This is a genomic window from Ensifer sp. CCNWLY38 (assembly GCF_037120565.1).
GTDB lineage: Bacteria > Pseudomonadota > Alphaproteobacteria > Rhizobiales > Rhizobiaceae > Ensifer > Ensifer adhaerens_H.
The window spans coordinates 179,875-200,812 of sequence record NZ_JBBBBO010000010.1 but is presented as its reverse complement, the minus strand read 5'-3'; the positions used below and the strand labels follow the sequence as shown (position 1 = coordinate 200,812).

15 protein-coding genes and 1 pseudogene are annotated in these 20,938 nt (G+C 61.7%); 11 read left to right on the top strand and 5 right to left on the bottom strand.

The window, feature by feature from the left end:
- Positions 1-93 precede the first annotated feature (93 nt).
- The 6 genes and pseudogenes from cysG to V7S54_RS22055 all read left to right on the top strand — a co-directional run bounded on the left by cysG (position 94) and on the right by V7S54_RS22055 (position 6,813).
- A complete protein-coding gene (gene cysG / locus V7S54_RS22080; protein WP_065376188.1) occupies positions 94-1,554 on the top strand; it encodes a siroheme synthase CysG in 1,461 nt (486 codons plus the stop codon).
- Between the two features lie 10 nt (positions 1,555-1,564).
- Complete coding sequence (locus V7S54_RS22075) at positions 1,565-1,879, top strand: DUF2849 domain-containing protein (protein WP_065376112.1); 315 nt, start codon at positions 1,565-1,567, stop codon at positions 1,877-1,879.
- A 14-nt stretch (positions 1,880-1,893) separates the two neighbouring features.
- Entirely contained in the window at positions 1,894-3,564 is a 1,671-nt protein-coding gene (locus V7S54_RS22070; RefSeq protein ID WP_065376111.1) for a nitrite/sulfite reductase, read from the top strand.
- A gap of 16 nt (positions 3,565-3,580) precedes the next feature.
- Complete coding sequence (locus tag V7S54_RS22065; RefSeq protein WP_065376187.1) at positions 3,581-4,081, top strand: DUF934 domain-containing protein; 501 nt, start codon at positions 3,581-3,583, stop codon at positions 4,079-4,081.
- Positions 4,082-4,225: 144 nt separating this feature from the next.
- Complete coding sequence (locus V7S54_RS22060) at positions 4,226-5,038, top strand: ferredoxin--NADP reductase (protein ID WP_065376110.1); 813 nt, start codon at positions 4,226-4,228, stop codon at positions 5,036-5,038.
- 255 nt (positions 5,039-5,293) lie between these two features.
- Positions 5,294-6,813 (top strand): annotated as a pseudogene (locus V7S54_RS22055) (acetyl-CoA hydrolase/transferase family protein).
- Positions 6,814-6,890: 77 nt separating this feature from the next.
- On the opposite strand, the gene V7S54_RS22050 reads toward V7S54_RS22055, so the two are convergent.
- Positions 6,891-7,508, bottom strand: coding sequence for a GntR family transcriptional regulator (locus V7S54_RS22050; RefSeq protein ID WP_065376109.1), 618 nt, complete (start codon positions 7,506-7,508; stop codon positions 6,891-6,893).
- 278 nt (positions 7,509-7,786) lie between these two features.
- Between V7S54_RS22050 and V7S54_RS22045 the strand changes: the two genes are divergently transcribed.
- Genes V7S54_RS22045 through V7S54_RS22025 form a run of 5 tightly spaced genes read left to right on the top strand, consistent with a single transcriptional unit; the run spans position 7,787 to position 16,297 of the window.
- Positions 7,787-9,040 carry a ferredoxin reductase family protein gene (locus V7S54_RS22045; protein WP_336557236.1) on the top strand — a complete coding sequence of 418 codons (1,254 nt, stop codon included), beginning with the start codon at positions 7,787-7,789 and terminating at the stop codon, positions 9,038-9,040.
- 43 nt (positions 9,041-9,083) lie between these two features.
- A complete protein-coding gene (locus tag V7S54_RS22040) occupies positions 9,084-12,311 on the top strand; it encodes a c-type cytochrome (RefSeq protein WP_336408781.1) in 3,228 nt (1,075 codons plus the stop codon).
- A 10-nt stretch (positions 12,312-12,321) separates the two neighbouring features.
- Positions 12,322-13,224 (top strand): OmpA family protein, encoded by a 903-nt coding sequence (locus V7S54_RS22035; protein WP_065376107.1) that lies wholly within the window; start codon positions 12,322-12,324, stop codon positions 13,222-13,224.
- 2 nt (positions 13,225-13,226) lie between these two features.
- Entirely contained in the window at positions 13,227-14,771 is a 1,545-nt protein-coding gene (locus tag V7S54_RS22030) for a caspase family protein (protein ID WP_065376106.1), read from the top strand.
- Complete coding sequence (locus V7S54_RS22025; protein WP_065376105.1) at positions 14,768-16,297, top strand: caspase family protein; 1,530 nt, start codon at positions 14,768-14,770, stop codon at positions 16,295-16,297. Before V7S54_RS22030 ends, V7S54_RS22025 begins: the two co-directional genes overlap by 4 nt.
- A gap of 75 nt (positions 16,298-16,372) precedes the next feature.
- Here V7S54_RS22025 and V7S54_RS22020 read toward each other — a convergent pair whose 3' ends face one another.
- The 4 genes from V7S54_RS22020 to V7S54_RS22005 form a co-directional block, all read right to left on the bottom strand.
- Positions 16,373-17,149 carry an amino acid ABC transporter ATP-binding protein gene (locus tag V7S54_RS22020; protein WP_057255718.1) on the bottom strand — a complete coding sequence of 259 codons (777 nt, stop codon included), beginning with the start codon at positions 17,147-17,149 and terminating at the stop codon, positions 16,373-16,375.
- A 17-nt stretch (positions 17,150-17,166) separates the two neighbouring features.
- Positions 17,167-18,324 (bottom strand): amino acid ABC transporter permease, encoded by a 1,158-nt coding sequence (locus tag V7S54_RS22015; RefSeq protein ID WP_065376104.1) that lies wholly within the window; start codon positions 18,322-18,324, stop codon positions 17,167-17,169.
- 4 nt (positions 18,325-18,328) lie between these two features.
- Complete coding sequence (locus V7S54_RS22010) at positions 18,329-19,522, bottom strand: amino acid ABC transporter permease (protein ID WP_336408780.1); 1,194 nt, start codon at positions 19,520-19,522, stop codon at positions 18,329-18,331.
- Positions 19,523-19,612: 90 nt separating this feature from the next.
- Positions 19,613-20,638, bottom strand: a complete 1,026-nt coding sequence (locus tag V7S54_RS22005; protein ID WP_065376102.1) for an amino acid ABC transporter substrate-binding protein — start codon at positions 20,636-20,638, stop codon at positions 19,613-19,615.
- Positions 20,639-20,938: the final 300 nt, after the last annotated feature.

The following is a 20,938-nucleotide window of genomic DNA, read 5'->3' as shown; positions in this document are numbered from 1 at the left end:
GCCCGGAAAGGCAATGAAATTTCTGTTCCTTCAAATGTGATGCCCTATGCGGGATATTCGGCGCAGCCTGTAGAAGGAACCGTTTGCCAGACCATGACGCAGCAGCTCGCCGTTTTCCCCGCATTCTTTCGCGTCGCGCAGAAGCGCGTGGCGGTGTTCGGCAATGGCGACGAGGCCTACGCGAAGGTGCGGCTGCTGTTGAACACGGAAGCGGCTCTCGTCGTCTTTGCTGATGAGCCTGAAGCGGATTTTGCACAGTATCTGCGCGACCGCGGCGTTGAACATGTTCGGGCTGCCTTCGCAGCCGAGCAGCTTGACGGCGCCATCCTCGTTTTCGCCGCAACCGGCGACGCCGCGGAGGATCGCCGTATTGTCACTGCGGCGCGCGCGCAGAAAATCCCGGCCAACGCCGTCGACCAGCCCGACTATTGCGATTTCTTCACCCCCGCGCTCGTCAACCGCGCGCCGGTCGCCGTTGCCATCGGTACCGAAGGTGCGGGCCCGGTGCTCGCGCAGATGATCCGCGCCCAGATCGACCAGCTTCTTTCGCCGTCGCTCGGAGTCGTCGCCTCGCTTGCGGCAAGCTACCGCGAAGCGGTTGATCGCCTGGTGCCACGTGGCGTGGCGCGCCGGCTCTTCTGGCGCCGGTTCTTCCAGGGGCCGGTTGCCGACAAGGTCGCTGTTGGTGATCTGGCCGCTGCGCGCCGTGAGGCTTCACGTCTGCTCGATGCGCCCGAGAAGGCTCCGGGCCATGTTTGGCTCGTGGGCGCCGGTCCGGGCGCTGAAGATTTGCTGACGCTGCGCGCCCAGCGCGTGATGATGGAAGCCGACGCGATCGTCTATGACGCGCTGGTGCCGCAGGCGATCGTCGACATGGGCCGCCGCGATGCCGAGCGTCTCTCCGTCGGCAAGCGCAAGGGCTGCCACACGAAGTCTCAAGGTGAGATCAACCAGTTGCTGGTGACGCTCGCGGCCGAAGGCAAGCGCGTCGTTCGTCTGAAGTCCGGAGATCCGCTGGTTTACGGCCGTGCCGGTGAAGAGATGGCCGCGCTGCGCGAAGCCGGCATCAGCTATGAGATCGTCCCGGGTATTACGTCGGCCTTCGCCGCTGCCGCTGATTTCGAACTGCCGCTGACGCTTCGGGGTGTCGCATCGTCGCTGGTCTTCACGACAGGTCACGATCTGACCGGCGAGGTCCTGCCCGATTGGGCGCGGCTTACCGTTTCGGGCGCGACGATCGCTGTCTATATGGGCCGCACGGTCGCGGCCTCCGTCGCCGAGCGACTGATGCAGGCGGGTCTGCCTGCGGAAACCACGGTCGCGGTCATCGAGAATGCCAGCCGCGCGGATCGCCGCCTGCTGCATGGCACGCTCAAGGACCTTCCGGACCTGGAAAACCGGACGGAGCTTTCGGGTCCGGTGATGGTCATCATCGGCGATGCCGTCGCCGGCGCCAATTTCGAGCGGTCCGAGCCGCTTGTGGTCGGTACCAAGCGCGGGCCCGAGCGCGGGGTTGAAGTCGTCGCCGCGCGTAACGAACAGATTTTGAACTGAGGAAGAGGTCATGGTGAGCAAGGTTTTGACGGCAAACAGGCTTTCGGACGGCATTTCCGTCTGGCTGGATGCCGCGGGCAACTGGGTCGAGTCGCTTCAGGACGCCTTCATCGCCCGCCATGCCGAGGCCGTGACGGCGCTCGAAGCCACGGGCAAACAGGCTTTTGAGGATAACAAGGTCGTCGACGTCAACGTCGTCGATGTCGAAGAGGTCAATGGCACACTTCGGCCGCTGCGCATGCGCGAGCGCATTCGTGCCGAAGGCCCGTCGATCCCCTATGCTGCCGGCTACAACGGGCTGGCCGGCCCGAAACACGCTGCCTGAGGAACCGATACCCGATGTACCGCTACGATGAATTCGATCATTCCTTCGTTTCCTCCCGCGTCGAACAGTTTCGCGACCAGGTCGAGCGCCGCCTGAGCGGCGAGCTCGCCGAGGACGCCTTCAAGCCGCTGCGCCTGATGAACGGCGTCTATCTGCAGCTCCACGCCTATATGCTGCGCGTCGCCATTCCCTATGGCACGCTGTCCAGCCGCCAGATGCGCATGCTTGCCCATATTGCGCGCAAGTATGACCGCGGCTACGGCCACTTCACCACGCGTCAGAACATCCAGTACAACTGGCCGCGCCTGTCGGACACGCCGGATATCCTGCAGGAACTGGCAAGTGTTGAGATGCATGCGCTGCAGACGTCAGGCAATTGCATTCGCAACGTCACAGCCGACCATTTCGCCGGCGCGGCTGCCGATGAAGTCGCCGATCCAAGACCTTACGCCGAAATCTTAAGGCAGTGGTCGAGCGTGCATCCGGAATTCTCGTTCCTGCCGCGCAAGTTCAAGATTGCCGTGACCGGCGCCGAGCGCGACCGCGCCGCGATCCAGGTTCATGACATCGGCCTGCACCTGAAGAAGGACGAGAACGGCCGCATAGGCTTTGCCGTCTATGTCGGCGGTGGCCAGGGCCGCACGCCGATGATCGCCAAGAAGATCCGCGACTTCCTGCCGGAAGAGGATCTGCTGTCCTACACCACGGCGATCATGCGCGTGTACAACCTGCATGGCCGTCGCGATAACAAGTACAAGGCGCGCATCAAAATCCTTGTGCACGAAACCGGTGCCGAGGAACTGTCGCGTCAGGTCGAAGTCGAATTCGCGGCGTTGAAGGACACCGAGCTGAAGCTGCCGGAAACCGACATCCAGGCGATCTCCACCTATTTCGCGCCGCCCGCGCTCGAAAACCGCGCCGAGGGCTGGGAAAGCCTCGCACGCTGGAAGAAGACAGATCCGGAGTTTTCGCGCTGGGTCCACCAGAACGTCCAGCCGCACAAGCACCCGGACTACGGCATGGTGACGATCTCGCTGAAGCCGATCGGCGGCATTCCGGGTGACGCCAGCGACGCGCAGATGGATGCCGTTGCCGATATCGCCGAGGAGTATGCCTTCGACGAGATTCGCGTCAGCCATGAGCAGAACCTCATCCTGCCGCATGTGGCGCTGGCCGATCTTGAGCCGGTCTACCGTGCGCTGGTCGCCGCAGGGCTTGCTACCGCCAATGCCGGCCTGATCACGGACATCATTGCCTGTCCCGGGCTGGACTATTGCGCGCTCGCCAATGCGCGCTCCATTCCGGTGGCCCAGGAGATTTCGACCCGCTTCGGTTCGCCCGAGCGCCAGGCCGAGATCGGAGAGTTGAAGATCAAGATCTCCGGCTGCATCAACGCCTGCGGTCATCACCATGTCGGCCATATCGGCCTGCTCGGCGTCGAGAAGAAGGGTGCGGAACTCTATCAGATCACGCTCGGTGGCTCCGGCGACGAGAACACGTCGATCGGCGAGATCATCGGCCGCGGCTTTGAACCGGAGAAGGTGACCGATGCCGTCGAGACGATCGTCGACACCTATCTGGGACTGCGCCGCGACAGGCAAGAGACTTTCCTCGAAGCCTATCGCCGCGTCGGCCCGCAACCCTTCAAGGATGCGCTCTATGGCAGCGCGCAGGAAGCTGCCTGAGGCGCAAGGAACGGACATGACGAAAATCTGGAAGGAAACCGGCTTCGTGGGCGATGATCCCTGGATCATCGAGACCGAGGAAACGAAGGCAGGCTCGAACGAGAAGGCGATCGTCGGCCTCGACGCATTCCTCGCCAAGGTGGAGACGAGCGACGAAACCGGCCTCGGAGTGGCCATTGCGCCGGCGGACGACGTGACGAAGCTTGCGCCCCATCTCGATCGCGTTGCTCTTGTGGCAGTGGTGTTCCCGGCGTTCAACGACGGCCGCGCCTTCAGCCATGCGTCGCTGCTGCGTTCGCGCCTGGGCTTTGGCGGCGAGGTGAGGGCAGTCGGCGACGTGCTGATCGACCAGATCCCGCTGATGCTGCGCTGTGGCGTCGACAGCTTTACCGTCAGCAATGCGACGGCTCTCAAGCGCCTTGCAGAGGGACGCCTGCCGGGCATCGCCGTGCACTACCAGCCGACGGCAAAGCCTTCGGCCGACGCGAAATCCTATAGCTGGCGGCGGGTTTCTTAAGTTTCGATCAGCCGCGACAGTGTGAAGCACGCGGAAATCCCCGAAAGCGACTATATTTGGAAGGGTTTTCCTTCCCATTGCGCGTGGCTTGGAATATCCGATCATTGTTGATAAACAGGGTCATCATTACAGGACTTTAGCCAGATGAATGCTCCGGCAAAAACGGAAGATTTCGCGATCCAGGCACCGGCAGGCGTATACGTCGAGACGGTGACGAGCGTTGAGCACTACACGGATCGGCTCTTCCGCTTCCGCATGACCCGCCCTGCCGAATTCCGCTTCCGCTCGGGCGAATTCGCTATGATCGGCCTGATGGTCGGCGACAAGCCGGTCTATCGCGCCTATTCGATCGCCAGCCCCGCCTGGGACGAAGAGCTGGAGTTCTTCTCGATCAAGGTGCCGGATGGCCCGCTGACCTCGCATCTGCAGGCGATCAAGCCCGGCGATAAGGTGCTGATGCGCAAGAAGCCGACCGGCACGCTGGTGCTCGATGCGCTGGTTCCCGGCCGCAGGCTCTACATGTTCTCGACCGGCACCGGCATTGCGCCCTTCGCAAGCCTCATCCGTGATCCGGAAACCTATGAGAAGTTCGAGGAAGTGATCCTCACCCATACCTGCCGCGACGTTGCCGAGCTGAAATACGGCTTCGACCTCGTCGATGAAATCCGCAACCACGAGTTCCTGAACGAAATCGTCGGCGACAAGCTGCGCCACTATGCGACAGTCACGCGCGAGGATTATCCGTTCAAGGGCCGCGTCACCGACCTGATGGTCAACGGCAAGTTCTTCTCCGATCTCGGCCTTCCGCCGCTCGATCCGGCGATCGATCGCGGCATGATTTGCGGCTCGACGGCGATGCTGAAGGACACCAAGGAAATCCTCGAAGCTGCGGGCTTGACCGAAGGCGCCAACAACAAGCCGGCCGAATTCGTGATCGAGCGGGCCTTCGTCGGCTGATCCTTTTTGTACAGTCTTATCGTTTGAAGGGCGCGCCTTGGGTGCGCCCTTCGTCGTTTGCGGCGATGCGTGGTGGAGCTATGCATTTGCGGTAGCTCGGCCCTGTCCATTCTGCGTAACGTGCAGCTTCGCCAAGGGCTATCGTGCCTCCGTAAAACTTCATAACGTGTGCGTGCAGCCATGCAGATTTAGCGCACCAAAACCAAGCCCGCGCCGTCCTGATGTGAGCCCCGCGGGCTCTGCAGGGAGTGCCCGATGAGCCGCGATACTCGAACAAGCCTTGAGACCAGGATTCGCTGCAAGCCGCTGCGTGATCGCATCGCCACGCCGGAAGCGGCGGCCGCGCTCATCAAGGATGGCATGACGATCGGCATGAGCGGTTTCACCAAGGCGGGCGATGCCAAGGCGGTTCCGCTCGCGATGGCCGAACGTGCCGCCACGGAGAAATTTCGCATCACTCTGCTGACCGGCGCTTCGCTCGGTCACGATATCGACAAGACGCTGACGGAAGCCGGCGTCCTTGCGCGGCGCCTGCCGTTTCAGTCCGATCCGGTTTTGAGGGCCGCGATCAACCGCGGCGAGGTGATGTTCATCGACCAGCATCTCTCGGAAACCGTCGAGCAGTTGCGCTCCGGACAGATCAGCCCGATCGACTATGCGGTGGTCGAGGCGGTGGCGATCACCGAGGATGGCGGCATTGTGCCGTCGACATCGGTCGGCAACTCCGCAAGCTTCGCGATCCTGGCGAAGAAGGTGATCGTCGAGCTCAATCTCAGCCATAGCCCCGAGCTCGAAGGCCTGCACGACATCTACATTCCGGCGAAGCGTCCGAGCCGCACGCCGATCCCGGTCGTTGCTTGCGACAGTCGGGCGGGTTCGCCCTATATTCCCGTTGATACCAACAAGATCGTCGCCATCGTCGTCACGGAGAAACAGGATAGTGCCGCGCGCATCTCGCCGCCGGATGCGGAGACCACCGCGATTGCCGGCCACCTGATCGGCTTCCTGCAGGAAGAGGTGCGCAAGGGGCGCCTCGACATGACGCTCAATCCGCTGCAGGCCGGCATCGGCGTGATCGCCAATTCAGTGCTGAGCGGTCTCGTCGACAGTCCCTTCCATGATCTGCGCATGTATAGCGAGGTGCTTCAGGACAGCACTTTCGAGCTCTTCGAGGCAGGTAAGCTGAGCTTCGCTTCGGCATCGTCGATGACGCTGAGCAGCGCCTGGGCCGATCGGGTGTTCCGCAACATCGGCGCGTACAAGGACAAGCTGGTCCTCAGGCCGCAGGAGGTGAGCAACCATCCGGAGATCATTCGCCGCCTGGGTGTCATCGGCATCAACACGGCGCTCGAATTCGATTCTACGGCAACGTCAATTCGACCCATGTCGGCGGCACCGACATGATGAACGGCATTGGAGGCTCTGGCGATTTCGCCCGCAACGCCTTCTTGTCCATCTTCGTCGCCAAATCGGTTGCGAAGGGCGGCGCCATCTCGTCCGTCGTGCCGATGGTGTCCCATGTCGACCACACGGAGCATGACGTCGATATTCTTGTGACTGAGCACGGACTTGCCGATCTGCGCGGGCTGGCGCCGAGGGAGCGTGCGCCCGTCGTCATCAGCAACTGTTGCCACCCGGCCTACCGCGAATTGCTCTCCGCCTACTTCGAACGTGCGGTCGCGACCCGTGGGGGTCAGACGCCGCATATCCTTGAAGAGGCATTCGATTGGCATGTACGACGCCTGAAGACTGGAACCATGATGCCAACTGCGTGATTTGAAGGATTGAAGGCGAAGAAATAATTGTGAAAGCAAATGCTTGTGATGATTTCTTCGAGTTCATTCCAGCATCTTCATGCGTCTGAAAGATAGTTCATCAACTCCGTCATGGCTGCCGACGCACCTGGAGCGTCAGCCCTCTCGATCGCTTCGATCACGATGACATGGCGGCGGACGGATCCCGCCATCTTCTCGGGAGAGGATGACGCAAACCAGATCCGGCGCGCATGCGTCTGCAAAGGCGCCAGCGCCGCAGTCAGGAAGCGGTTGGGACAGGCCTCCTCCATCAGTTCGTCAAAGACCTTGTCGGCCACGAGGAACCCTTCCATGTCGCCTGCGTCGAGGCGGGCGGCCATTTCCGCGCCGCAGGCTTTCATCGCGCTCCTGTCATCGGCGCTCGCGTGTGTCGCTACCAAAGCGGCCGCAAGCGGCTCCAACTTCTGCCGGGCCTGCATGACATGGACCTGGTCGTCGGGGCGGATCGTGGTGATCTGCAGGCCGACGCGTGGTCGCACCTCCATCAGGCCCTGCCAGGCAAGCTTCTGGATCGCCTCGCGAACCGGCGTTCGGCCAAGCCCAGCGAGCTCGATCAATTGCCTCTCGGTGACCAGCGCCCCGGGCTCGAGCTTCAGTGTAACGATGAGGCGTTCGAGCGCGAGGTAGGCGAGGTGAGCATGGGATTGCAGTGACATGCCGTTCCTTTGCTTCTGATATATCAGGAGCTTGCACAATTATTCAGAGGGAGGCAAGCAAGGCGATCGTCGCATCTCTGTATCGCCTTTCAAGCTGATGCGAGCCTTGAGAAACATAATTAAGCGAGCGCTCAAAAATCACAAATTTCAAAGGCATGAATAAAGGAAGCTCATAGGCCGTTTCCAAGGGGATTGATGTTGACGAATGGTAAGGGGCTTGTCAGTCTTCCCCTTGGCAACAACCGTCTGACATCGGCGTTGAGGGGCGCAAGGTGCAAGTGGGCGCGTTTCTGGTCTGGTCGCTGATGGCATTTGCAGGGCTGCTGGCCGTACCGGCGGTCAGTCACACCAATGCATTGACGACATTCTCGCTGATGGCGTCGTCCACGGCCTTCGTCGGCATGGCGATCGCCCAGTTCATGGCGACCCGCCCACCATTCGTCGAAGCCTTGTTCGGCGGGCTCGATCGCGTTTATCACTTCCACCGCAGGATCGGCATCTCGGTGCTGTGCCTTATCCTCATCCATTATTTCCTGAAACCGGATTTCAAGGGCTTGGCGCTGACGAGCGGTTTGAACCAGCTGGCGGCTTCTGCCGGAAAATACGCCTTCTATGGTTTCGTCGTCTTGCTCGTTCTCAGCATCGTCAAGATCATCCCGAGGACGAAGATCGAGATTCCCTACCATCTCTGGCGCTACACCCACCGCCTCATCGGCTTGCTCTTCGTCCTGGTCGCCTTCCATCAGATGTTCATCAAGCGTCCCTATGACGGCACCGCGCTGCTGGCGGTTTATCTCAATGCCTTCGCCGCGCTCGGCATCCTGAGCTATGCCTACACGCAGCTTCTGCCGTGGCTCAGAACACGCGGCTACGAAGTTTTCGAGGTGGTGAGGGAGGAGGGCGCGACGGTGATTGCGGCGCGGCCGTTGGGGCGTCGGCTCCGTGCGAAGCCGGGGCAGTTCGGCTTCCTGCGCGTGATGAAGCCAGGCCTGCGCGAGCCGCATCCGTTTACGATCGCCGGCATCGACGCTGACGGCATCCTGCGCTTCGCGATCAAGCCGCTGGGTGACTATACGCGGGCGCTGCGCGATGGTGTCGCGGTCGGTGACCGGCTGAAGCTCGAAGGTGGCTATGGCCGCTTCAACCATCGCCGCGGCGGCAAGAAGCAGATCTGGCTTGCCGGCGGCATCGGCGTCACGCCGTTTCTGGCAATGGCCAGGCACCTGAAGGGCGATGAAGGCCAGGAGATCCATATGGTCTATTGCGTGCGCGACCGTCGCGAGGCGATCGGTCTCGAAACCTTCGAGGGGCAGGCGCAGAAGCTCGGAAACTTCAGTTTTGTCCTGCACGATTCTTCCGTGGACGGGCGCTTGGACGCTGCCAAGCTGGCGACCGGAAGCGCGATCGATCCGGCGGAGGCCGACCTTTGGTTCTGCGGTCCGCCGCCGCTGAGGGAGGCAATCGTCAAAGGCTTGAAAGATCTTGGCAAGAGGCCGCGTCGGGTCGAATTCGAGCGATTTCAGTTTCGATAACAGCAGATTTCATTAGCGACTTTTTGATTGAGGAGAGGGTTTCATGCGTGGTCTGCGGAAAAGGCGGGAGAACGTCTCGCAAGGAGCCGGCCTTGGCGCACGATCATTGGCAGCGTCGGCGATGGCCGTGCTCGCCGTCTCGCTCTGTCCCGCCCTTGCCGAAGCGCGCGACGCCTTCGCTGACGACGCGTTTTCGACCTACAGGGCCAATGTCGATAACGGCAAATACATGTTCAACGCCGCGGGCTGCGGCGCCTGTCATGGTTCCGGCGACGACACGGAACTGCTTTCCGGCGGCATGGAGATGAACACGGCGATCGGCACCTTCTATGCGCCGAACATATCGCCCCACGCCAACGGCATCGGCGGCTGGACCAACGCCCAGTTCTTGAACGCTGTGCTGGTCGGCCTCGACCGGGACGGCAACAATCTCTACCCGGTCATGCCCTATACATCCTATGGCGGGATGAAGCCGGAGGATGCGCTCGACATCAAGGCCTATATCGAGACGCTGCCGCAGTCTGACGCCGCGTCGAAGGAACACGAGATCGCCTTCCCCTTCAGTCGTCAGACGACGATCACGCTGTGGAAGCGCAGCCACTTCACGGTGCCGGGCTATCAGCCCCGCGAAGAGACGCAAGCCGAGCGCGGCCGCTACCTTGTCGAGAACGTCGGCGGTTGCGGCGACTGCCATACGCCGCGCACCACCACCTACGGGCTCGATCTGGAGCGCGCCTACCAGGGTGAAAAGGATCTGACGGGTGCGGTCGCCCCGGACATCAGCAAAGCGAAGATGGCGGGGCTTGCTTCGCCCGATGCGTTCACCAGGGGCCTGATCGACGAGGGCAAGAAACTCTCGGGCGCGCCGGTCAGCGATCCCGGGATGCGACGCATCGCCAAGGGCCTGAGCGTTCTGACGGAGGAAGACCGCCGGGCGATCTACGCCTTCCTCTCCGATCGTGAGGTGAAGGCACCGGCGCCGGTGGCGCAATCTGTAACCGCCGTCTGCAAGGAAAATACCGCCGCGGAAGCGCTCGGCGGCGACAATGCGGTTCTGGCACAGCAGGCGGATGCCTTCATCGGCAAATATTGCCGTAACTGCCACGGGCCGGGCGAAAGTTCGCAGGGGAGCTACCCTGCCGGCGACCTCGCCTCGATCGGCGCGGATGCCAATTTCGTGGCGCCGGGCGACGCATCGAAGTCACGCCTCTACACGACCGTCGTTAGCGGCCGCATGCCGCTTGGCAAGCGGCCCTCGGCCGAAGAGATCAAGGTGCTGGAGGACTGGATCAATTCCCTCAGCGAGAAGAGCCTGCCGCAAACGGCGGCGGCCAAGCCCGACCGTTCCCGCCCGATGCTGAGCTATGTCCAGTTCGTCGAGGCGGCGCTGAAGGACATCGGCAAGGTCAACGAACTCGACCGTCCGTTCATGCGCTATTTTTCCTACCGCGACCAGTATAACGGCATGATGGGTTGCGAGGACGACCAGACCTTCATGAAGCGCATGGACGTGCTTGCCGGCGGCTTCAAGAAACTGCTGAATTCACTCTCCTACGGTCCGAAACTGGTCGTGCCAACCGAAGTCGATGGCACCAATGGGTTGCTCGTGCGTGTCGATCTGCGCGAGCTGCAATGGGAAACCGCGGACTACGACTTCCTGATCAAGCGCTATTTCTACGGTGTCGACCCTGAGAGCGATGCGTCGTTGGCCGCACTTTCCAAGGAGACGGCGACGCAATTGCCGATCATGCGGATCGACTGGTTCATGAGCAATGGCGCACGGCCGGAGATCTACAACCGGCTGATGCGGCTGCCGACTGAGATCAGCGAACTCGAAAAGCGCTTCAAGATCGACGTGGCCGACAACATTCGCCGGCGCAACGTCCTGCGCGCCGGTTTCGCCGATGGTTCGTCGGGCGTTTCCGACCACAACCGCATGCTGGAGCGGCACGATATGCCGTTCGGCGGCTACTACTGGAAGTCCTATGATTTCGGCGGCGACCTGGGCAAGCAGGTGCTGAAGCGCTTCCCGCACGGGCCGAAGGAACTCGCTCCGCTCGACGCCGGTTTGGTGCCGTTCGAACACGACGGCGGCGAAATGATCTTCTCGCTCCCGAACGGTCTGCAGGGCTACTACCTCTCCACCTCCGCGGGCAAGCAGCTCGATGTTGGCCCCACGACCATCGTGTCGTTTCGCAAGCGCCCGATCGGCAAGGGCGTTGAGATCATCAATGCGCGTTCCTGCGTCGATTGCCACGCCGACGGCATTCTATCGAAGCGCGATCAGTTGCGTGACCATATCGAGACATCGACGCTCTTCAGCAAGGACCAGCAGGACGTGCTGCTCGCCATGTATGTGAAGCAGGAGGAATTGGACGAGGCCTATCGGAACGACCGCGAGCGCTTCGTCAATGCGCTGAAGGCGCTGGGTGTCACCGAGCCGACGCCGGATGGCGGTCTCCAGAGCAAGCACGCGCCAGGCGATGCAGAGATCATCACCTACTTCGCGGACAAATACGAAGACGAGCTCGACTTTGACGGTTTGGCGGCCGAGTTCGACATGACGCCGAAGCAATTCTCCGATGCGATCAAGCGCGTGACGAATACGGATGTTCTGCGCCTGGGGTTGGACTGGGTAACGACGCTCGAAGCAGGCGGAACGATCCCGCGCAACGAGGTCGAACAGCAATATGCCTTGCTGCTGGAACCCTTGCTGCAGCGTCGCCCGCTGGATACCGCAGCGATCGTCGTTGCCGGTTCCGAGCAACCGGTGGATGCCAAGACGCAATCGATCGTGGCTGCCGTGCCCGAGTATCGCAAGGAGGATGCGGCGGCTGGCAACAAGCTCGCGCTCGCGCTCAACGTGAAGTCGACGACGGCGAAAGTTGGCGATCAGCTTTCTTTCGAACTTAGCGCCAACCAAGCCTGCGAGTTGCAGATCCTCTATGTCGAGGAGAATGGCAATGTCGAGGTCATCCCGGATGTGATGATCGGCAACATCACGCTGCAGCCGGGCGAACGGCGCCTTATCCCGCAGCCGGGGACGGGCACGCTGACGTTCGACACCCCCGCGCCATCCGAGTCGATGTTGGCCTTCTGCCGTGTCGGCGGGCTTGGCGATCAGAGGCTCACCGTGGAGAAGGCGCGGGACTACGTGGCGAAGTCGAGGCTGCCACCGACAAGGGGGCTGGCAATCAACCTGGCCAAACAGGCCCAGGGCGATGCTGGGGCCAGCAGCGTTCAGATGGTGACCTTCGAGATCAGGAACTGACGAGCGAACGATGGCAAAGGTGATCCGGTCTCTTATTCTCGCGTCGGCAATGGTGCTGCCAGTCGCCGCGCCCGCGATGGCCTGCGACGGCCTTCGCCAGGCGTCCGAAGCGCTGAACCGCGGCGACGAGGCGGCCGCGCGTGCTGCCGCTGCTCCGGAGAGGGTGGCGGGATGCTCGCCAACCGAGATCGCGCTGACGCGTCGCGTCGTGGCGCTGGCGACCTTCAACCGTGTCGCGGCTGCCGTGGGGCAGGGCGCCAAGCTCGAAAGCTTCGAAGGCGATCTGACGACAGCGAGCAGAGACGCCGGCGGCCCGTGGCAGATCCTCGATGCGCTCGGCGACATTAGCCGGGAGCGCCGGGACTATGAGGCGGCAGCGACCTATTATCAGCAGGCGCTGGAGGATACCGCGAACGAAGAACTGACGCCCGATTGGATGGCGCCGGACAAGGACTACATTCTGCGGCTGGACAGGCTGGCCTCGGAAATGCGGCTTGCGGCAACCAAGCCCGTCAGGCTTGCCGCGCGCGGCGCCTGCAAGTTTTCCTATCGCGGCATCTCGATCAAGAAGAAGGCCACACCGGTGCGCTACGTCTTCGGCACCGCCGAATTCACGCCGGAGGGGCTGCAGTCGGCAAAGGACCTCTTCGAATGCCTGAAGTCGGCGAAACCGCCGACAATCACCCTGATTGGCCATACCGATCCGGTTGGCACGACCGAGGCGAACAAGGCATTGTCCATCGCCCGCGCCGAGGCCTTGGCGCATTACCTTGTGGATGCCGGATATCCGGGTACTTGGACAGCCGTCGGCAAGGGCGAGGAAGAGCCGTTCAAGCCGGATGACCCGAGCGCCTACGACGAGGCGATGCTGCACCAGCTCGACCGGCGGGTGGAAGTGGACGTGGGGAACTAGTTGTGTTGCACAGAATCCTGCTTTCGACAGTCCTGTTCGTCCTGCCCGTGCCCCCCGTCCTCGCGGCCACGTCGGCGCTGGTCGTCGGGGTGGATGCCTATCCGCATGAAGTGAGCCTCGACGGCGCAGTGAAGGATGCACGCGATGTCGCGCAGGCGCTAAAGGCGGCCAATGTCGACACGATACGGCAGTTCATCAATGAGCAGGCGACGAAGGACGCCATCCGCTCCGCCTGGACCGAACTGGTCGCCGGCGCAGCCCGCGGCGATACGATCGTCTTCACCTATGCCGGGCACGGCGCGCAGATGCCGGAGTTGATTGCGGGCAGCGAAGAAGACGGTCTGGACGAGTTCCTGGAACTACCCGGCTTCGACAGGAGCCGCGCGGAAGAAACCAGCAAGGAGATCATTGTCGACAACGAGCTGAACGCCTGGTTCGCGGAAGCGGAGGCTAAAGGCATTCAGGTTCTGTTCCTTTCCGACAGTTGCTTTTCCGGCGGCATGAACCGTTCCATTTCCGGTAAAACGCGGCTTGCGCCGATCGTGCGTGCGAAGGTGCCGCCGCCGTCCGAAGAGGCGCTCAGGGGCGCGAAGGTGAACGATGGGGACCTGTCTCGGGTGACGGTCCTGGCTGCGTCGCTCGAAAGCCAGCCGACGCCGGAGGTGGTGATCGGCGGCGAGCCGCGCGGCGCCCTGAGCTGGAGCTTTGCCCGCGCCATAGAGGGGGCTGCGGATCGTGACGGTGATGGCCGGATCTCGCGCATCGAGCTCGAGGATTATGTCTTCTCCAACGTCAAGCTTCAGTCGGAAGCGCTGCAGGTGCCGAATTTCACGCCGCAAGTGCCGCGCTCCGACAAGGAGATTGTTCTGTCCCTGCCGCGAAGCGCGACCATCGGCGCGGGCGCGACCGGCGATGCCGGAGCGAAATTGAAGTCGCCGCGTGAAATGGGCTGGACGGGGAAACTGGCGCTGAGCGTCACCGCTACAGCGCCGCCGCTCAACAATCTCGGCGGCAGCGGCGTACCCTATCGCTGGGATGCGGCCACCGGCGTATTCTACACGCCGAACGGCGATGTCGCCGGCGAACATATCACGTCCAACATGCTCCAGGGCGCCGTCGACAAGTATATCCTGGTCGATTTCCTGAAGGCCCTGGCGACGCAGAGCCCCGGCAGCGTTTCGCTCACGCCGTTGAAGGACATCTACGCGGCAGGCGACAGGCTGAATTTCAAGGCGGCGCAGGGCGACTACGCCAACATGCTGGTTTTCAATCTGGCGAATACCGGCGAAGCACAGCTTCTCGACGCGCAGATTGCCGGCAGTGGCAGCCACGCGTTTCAGCTTCAGGGCCTGGAGGTGGTGAAACCCTTCGGCGCCGATCACCTCGTCGTCATATCGACGAATGCGCCGATCGACGCCATCGTGGCGGCTTTCTCCAATTCGAAGCTCGATCCCGCAGCACTTCTACGCCTTCTTGAGGCGCGGTTGGGGGGCAGTGAAAGCACGATCGCCATCCAACCGCTTTACACCAGGGACCGGGGCCAATGAGCACGCGTGGCAAGTCCTGGTGTACCGCGCTTTCTGTGGTGACATGTCTCGCCTTGCATGCGGCTCCGGCCGTGGCCGGCGACCGCGCCTTGCTCATCGGTGTCGGAAGCTATCCGAACCTCTCGCCTAAGTTCGCGCTGCAAGGTCCGAAGAACGATCTCGTGGCAATGCAGGGCCTGCTGACGGGAAAACTTGGTTTCGATCCGTCCTCGATCCGCATTTTGAAGGACGAGCAGGCGACGCGAGCAGAAATACTCTCGTCCTTGAACACGTGGCTTGGCGAAGCCACCGGTCCCGGCGATCGCGTCTACATCTACTTTTCCGGCCACGGCCTTCAGGTGACGGACGGGGATGGCGACGAGGAGGATGGACTGGACGAGGCACTGGCGCCCGTCGATATCGTCTCCGGTGAAACGGACTGGCAAGGCGCGATCCTCGACGATGAGATCGACCGGATCCTGGAGCGATTGCAGGGGCGGGCGGTAACGATGGTGATCGACGCCTGCCATTCCGGCACGATCTCGCCTTCGCTCTCCGCTGACGTCTCATCGGGCATCGAGGGCGCTCGTTTCCTACCGCGCCCCCACGCCAAACCGGTTGAGCAGGCATCGACCCGCGGCCTCAGGATCGACCTTGCCGTAGTCGATAAGCCGAAGCTGGTGGAAGCGGGCGTGACCGCCTGGAGCGCGGCTGCCCCCTATCAGGTGGCCTGGGACGATGTGCGGCTTCCCGTCGAGGATCGGCACGGCGTGTTCACCGCGGCTTTCGTCGCTGGCCAGACCGGCAATGCGGCGGACGCCAACGGCAACGGCTTGACGAGCAACGCCGAACTGCTCGAATTCGCAAAGGCGCAGTCGACCGCCTACTGCTCCTCACAAGAAAAATGCGGCAATCTCGACCCGCAATTGGAAAGCAAGGCGCAGACGCTTGGCGATAGTGCAATCACACCTGAAAAGCTCGGTGCGGGTGGCAACGGGCAGGGGACTTACCAGCAATCAAGCGCTCCAAGTGGGACGCCGACGACCTATCAGGACTCCGATGCGGTCAACGCCGTCGGTGACATCATCGGCAAGACCGAGACCGGCGAAGTGAAACTCGCCATAGACCGACCCACGACCATGAAGGCCGGCGACGTTTTCAAGCTGACCGTCACCAGCCGAACCAGCGGCGACCTGCTGCTCTTCGACGTGAACAGCCAGGGCAAGGCCACGCAGATCTTCCCGAACGAGTTCGCGCAGAAGATCACGCCGCTTGCGCCAGACGTGCCGCTGACATTGCCTGACGACTACTATGGCTTTGATTTCGAAGCGTCGGGTGAGGGCGAGAGTGCCTTCATTGCACTCGTGGTCAGCGATGCCGTCAATTTGAGCGACGTCGCGCCGAAATCCCGTGGGCTGAAGGTTGAGCTGAATACCCGGGAGACCTTGAGCGACATCGTCGCGCGGCTACAGAAGACCTGGGCCGATGATCTTGACAGGCGTAGTATCCGCTGGTCCGTCGGCACTTTGCGCTATCGCGTTGAATAGGACCGAGCCAAGCAATCCGAATAGAAAAAGCCCGCCTCGATGAGACGGGCTTCCTTGTGAAGGTGTCTGCCGATCCTAGTGCAGGATCTGGCTGAGGAAGAGCTTGGTGCGCTCGTGCTGCGGATTGTCGAAGAACTCGGCCGGCGAGTTCTGCTCGACGATCTGGCCCTGGTCCATAAAGATCACGCGGTTGGCGACCTGGCGGGCAAAGCCCATTTCGTGGGTCACGCAGAGCATGGTCATGCCTTCCTCGGCGAGGCCGACCATCGTGTCGAGCACTTCCTTGATCATTTCCGGGTCGAGCGCCGAAGTCGGCTCGTCGAACAGCATTATCTTCGGATTCATGCACAGCGAGCGGGCGATCGCCACGCGCTGCTGCTGACCGCCGGAGAGCTGGCCCGGATATTTGTTCGCCTGTTCCGGGATCTTGACGCGCTTCAGGAAGTGCATCGCGATTTCTTCCGCCTGCTTCTTCGGCATCTTGCGCACCCAGATCGGCGCAAGCGTGCAGTTTTCGAGGATCGTCAGGTGCGGGAAGAGGTTGAAGTGCTGGAACACCATGCCGACTTCGCGGCGCACTTCGTCGATCTTCTTGAGGTCGTTGGTCAGCTCGATACCGTCAACGACGATCTTGCCCTTCTGGTGCTCTTCGAGGCGATTGATGCAGCGGATCATCGTCGACTTGCCGGAGCCCGACGGGCCGGCAATGACAATGCGCTCGCCTTTCATAACCTTCAGGTTGATGTCACGAAGGACGTGGAAGTCCCCGTACCACTTGTTCATTCCAGTGATTTCAACCGCGACATCGGTTGCGGAAACAGTCATTTTGGAAGCAGTGGCTGCGTTTGCCATGCGATCCTCCCCTCTTTTTATCGTTTATGGGCCGTGTCGAGCACGCGTTCCATGAAGCCTGAATAGCGCGACATACCGAAGCAGAAAAGCCAGAATATGAAGCCAGCGAAAATAAGGCCAGAGATCGGCGTGACCGAAGAGGCCCAGTTGGCATCGGTGAAGTTGAAGCGAACGATGCCGAGCAGATCGAACATGCCGATGATCGAAACCAGCGACGTATCCTTGAACAGGCCGATGAAGGTATTGACGATACCCGGGATCACCAGCTTCAGCGCCTGCGGCAGCACGATGAGGTTCATCTTTTGCCAGAAGCTGAGACCAAGCGAATCCGCTCCTTCATACTGCCCCTTCGGAATGGCCTGGAGACCGCCGCGCACCACTTCGGCCATGTAGGCCGAGGCAAAGAGCGACACGCCGATCAGCGCACGGAGGAACTTGTCGAAGGTGACACCCTGCGGCAGGAACAAGGGCAGCATGACGCTGGCCATGAACAGGACGGTGATCAGCGGAATGCCGCGCACCAGCTCGATGAAAGCGGTGCAGAGCATCTTGATCACGGGCATGTGTGATCGCCGGCCAAGTGCTAGCAGGATGCCGAGCGGCAACGACACGGCGATGCCGACGAAAGAGAGAATGAGCGTCACCATCAGGCCGCCCCAGAGCGGCGTCTCGACGAATGTCAGCCCAAACCAGCCGCCCGGAAGCAGGATCAAGGAGATGAGCGGCAGAACGGCGAAAAGCAGGATGGCGTTGATGCCCTTGTAAGGGACCTTCGGTATCGCCATCGGCACGAGGAAAAGAATGAAGAGGATGCCGACCAGCGTCGGTCTCCAGCGTTCATCGAGCGGGTAGCGGCCGTAGACGAACTGGTCGAGCTTCGCGTTGACGAAGGCCCAGCAAGCACCGCTCCAGCCTTCCGGCTGCGAGCCGCCCTGTGCAACCGTGGCGCAGACGCCACGGCCGCCGCCGGTCCAGGCGGCGTCAAGGAACAGCCACTGGATTGCAGGCGGCAGGAACCACGCGAGCGCAAGCGCGCCGATGATGGTAAGCACCGTATCCTTCGGCGTGGCGAAAAGGTTCTCGCGCAGCCAGTGGACGACGCCGCCTTCTGCGATCGGCGGTGCTGAAGCCTCGATCATCGAGGCGCGGACGAAAGTTGCCTGGGGTGTGTTCATGGTCTTATCTCTCCACCAGGGCCATTCGAGCATTGAACCAGTTCATGAACAGCGACGTCGCGAGGCTCAGCGACAGGTATACGACGATCCAGATTGAAACGATCTCGATCGACTGCCCCGTCTGGTTGAGGATCGTGCCGCCGACGGCCACGAGATCGGCGTAGCCGATGGCTACGGCGAGCGACGAGTTCTTGGTCAGGTTCAGATACTGGCTGGTAAGCGGTGGAATGATGATTCTCAGCGCCTGCGGAACCACCACGAGGCGCGTCGTCAGACCCGGGCGGATGCCGAGCGCGTGCGCGGCCTCCGTCTGCCCCTTGGACACGCCGCGAATGCCGGCGCGCACGATTTCCGCGATGAAGGCTGCGGTGTAGAACGAGAGCGCCAGGAACAGCGACAGGAATTCTGGCCCGATGACCGAGCCGCCGGTGAGGTTGAACTTGCCGGCGACAGGGACGTCGAAGGTGATCGGCGATCCCGTGGCAAGGAACGTCAGCAACGGCAGGCCGATGATCAGACCGAGAGCCGTCCAAAGAACCGGGAAGCGCTGTCCGGTGGCCTCCTGCTTCTTGCGCGCATACCGCGCCACGAAGAAGCTGGCGACGATCGCGATGACGAGGGCAAGAACCGTGTACAGCGAGCCGTCGCCAAAGATCGGTTTGGGAAAGGCAAGGCCGCGGTTGTTGAGGAACATGTTGAGCGGCAGTGCCGCCGATTCGCGCGGCTGCGGCAGGATCGCCAGAACGCCGCTGTACCAGAAGAAGATGACGAGCAGCGGCGGGATATTGCGGAAGATCTCGACATAGGCGAGCGACAGCTTGGCGATCAGCCAGTTGTGCGACAGCCGGCCGATGCCGACCGCAAAGCCGATGATGGTGGCGGTGAAAATACCGCAGACAGCGACCAGCAGCGTGTTGAGCAGACCAACGACAAGCGCGCGCTGATAGGTCGAATCGCTGGTAAAGGTGATCAGCGACTGTCCGACGTCGAAGCCGGCGCGCCCATTCAGGAAGCCGTAACCGGAAGCGATATTCGCCCGTTTGAGGTTCTCGATCGTATTGTCGGCGATCCAATAGACGAAGGCCGCGAGAACGACGAGGGTGAGTACCTGATAGAAGATCCCGCGCACTTGCGGGTCGTTGATGATCGACCCCGACGGTTTGCTTTTCTCAGGCGTAGTTGTGACGCCAATCGCCATGCAATGCCTCTTTCCCCTTTGTCACCCTTTGGGTGTTTTTATCGTTGGATGGGGAAGCGGTGACCCGCTTCCCCAGTCTCGGATAATCGCTTAGCGGACCGGCGGGGCGTACTGGATGCCGCCCTTGCTCCACAATGCGTTCAGGCCACGCTCGATCTTGAGCGGGCTGCCGGCGCCGATGTTGCGATCGAAGACTTCGCCGTAGTTGCCGACGGCCTTGATGATGTTCACGGCCCATTCGTTGGTGAGGCCGAGGTCAGTGCCGATCTTGCTGTCAGCTTCGACGCCGAGGAAGCGCTGAACGTCCGGGTTGGCGGACTTCTTCATTTCTTCGACGTTAGCCTGGGTGATGCCGAAATCTTCGGCCTGGATCAGCGCGTAGTGAACCCAGCTGACGATATCGAACCACTGGTCGTCACCTTGGCGTACGGCCGGACCGAGCGGCTCCTTCGAGATGATTTCCGGCAGGATCATGTGATCGTCGGGCTTCGACAGCGTCAGACGCAGCGAATAGAGGCCCGACTGGTCGGTCGTGTAGACGTCGCAACGGCCGGCGTCATAGGCGGCGTTCACTTCTTCGAGCTTTTCGAAGACCACCGGATTGTACTGCAGGTTGTTGGACTTGAAGTAGTCGGCAAGGTTGAGTTCGGTGGTGGTACCGGTCTGCACGCAGACGGCTGCGCCCGAAAGCTCGAGGGCCGATTTGACGTTCAGGCTCTTGCGAACCATGAAGCCCTGGCCGTCATAGTAGTTGACCGGGCGGAAGTTGAAGCCGAGCGCGGTGTCGCGGTTGATCGTCCAGGTGGTGTTACGCGCAAGGACATCGACCTCGCCGGACTGCAGCGCCGGGAAGCGTTCCTTGGCGGAGGTGGGCGTGTACTTCACCTTGCTGGCATCCGCGAAGATCGCGGCGGCGATTGCCTTGCAGTAGTCGACGTCGAAACCGCTCCAGTTGCCCGAGGCATCCGGGGCAGCAAAGCCGGCGAGACCGGTGTTCACGCCGCATTGGACAAAGCCCTTGGCCTTCACGTCATCAAGGGTAGCGCCCGAAGCCGCCTGTGTGCCAATCCCCATGACAGCGGCGCCAACGAGAGCTGTCAGAATTCTTTTTGCCATTTTTAGAACCTTTTTCTGTTGTCGTTAGTTCCCGTCTGCACCGGCGCGTCTCCTGGCGCGTGCAGCCTCCGCCACCCTCCTGGCGCGAGTACCGGCTATCTCATGCTCAAATTCCATGAGGGTCAAGAGAGGTCGCCGATTTTCTGGTTTTGCATGTGAAAAACCCGAAACAAGCCAGAAAGTTAGGCAGTTTTCAGGGAGGATGAGCAGACCCTGGGCGAAAAATCGCCAAATGCCGGCCTGTGACGGCCAAAACGACACTTCATGATTTTTGCCACTTGACCGCGGTTGTGGCTCATT

Coding starts and splice junctions, on each gene's coding strand:
- cysG (WP_065376188.1), top strand. CDS start 94: ATGACGCAGCAGCTCGCCGTTTTCCCCGCATTCTTTCGCGTCGCGCAG.
- V7S54_RS22060 (WP_065376110.1), top strand. CDS start 4,226: ATGAATGCTCCGGCAAAAACGGAAGATTTCGCGATCCAGGCACCGGCA.
- V7S54_RS22075 (WP_065376112.1), top strand. CDS start 1,565: ATGGTGAGCAAGGTTTTGACGGCAAACAGGCTTTCGGACGGCATTTCC.
- V7S54_RS22020 (WP_057255718.1), bottom strand. CDS start 17,149: ATGGCAAACGCAGCCACTGCTTCCAAAATGACTGTTTCCGCAACCGAT.
- V7S54_RS22010 (WP_336408780.1), bottom strand. CDS start 19,522: ATGGCGATTGGCGTCACAACTACGCCTGAGAAAAGCAAACCGTCGGGG.
- V7S54_RS22005 (WP_065376102.1), bottom strand. CDS start 20,638: ATGGCAAAAAGAATTCTGACAGCTCTCGTTGGCGCCGCTGTCATGGGG.
- V7S54_RS22040 (WP_336408781.1), top strand. CDS start 9,084: ATGCGTGGTCTGCGGAAAAGGCGGGAGAACGTCTCGCAAGGAGCCGGC.
- V7S54_RS22070 (WP_065376111.1), top strand. CDS start 1,894: ATGTACCGCTACGATGAATTCGATCATTCCTTCGTTTCCTCCCGCGTC.
- V7S54_RS22035 (WP_065376107.1), top strand. CDS start 12,322: ATGGCAAAGGTGATCCGGTCTCTTATTCTCGCGTCGGCAATGGTGCTG.
- V7S54_RS22050 (WP_065376109.1), bottom strand. CDS start 7,508: ATGTCACTGCAATCCCATGCTCACCTCGCCTACCTCGCGCTCGAACGC.
- V7S54_RS22015 (WP_065376104.1), bottom strand. CDS start 18,324: ATGAACACACCCCAGGCAACTTTCGTCCGCGCCTCGATGATCGAGGCT.
- V7S54_RS22065 (WP_065376187.1), top strand. CDS start 3,581: ATGACGAAAATCTGGAAGGAAACCGGCTTCGTGGGCGATGATCCCTGG.
- V7S54_RS22025 (WP_065376105.1), top strand. CDS start 14,768: ATGAGCACGCGTGGCAAGTCCTGGTGTACCGCGCTTTCTGTGGTGACA.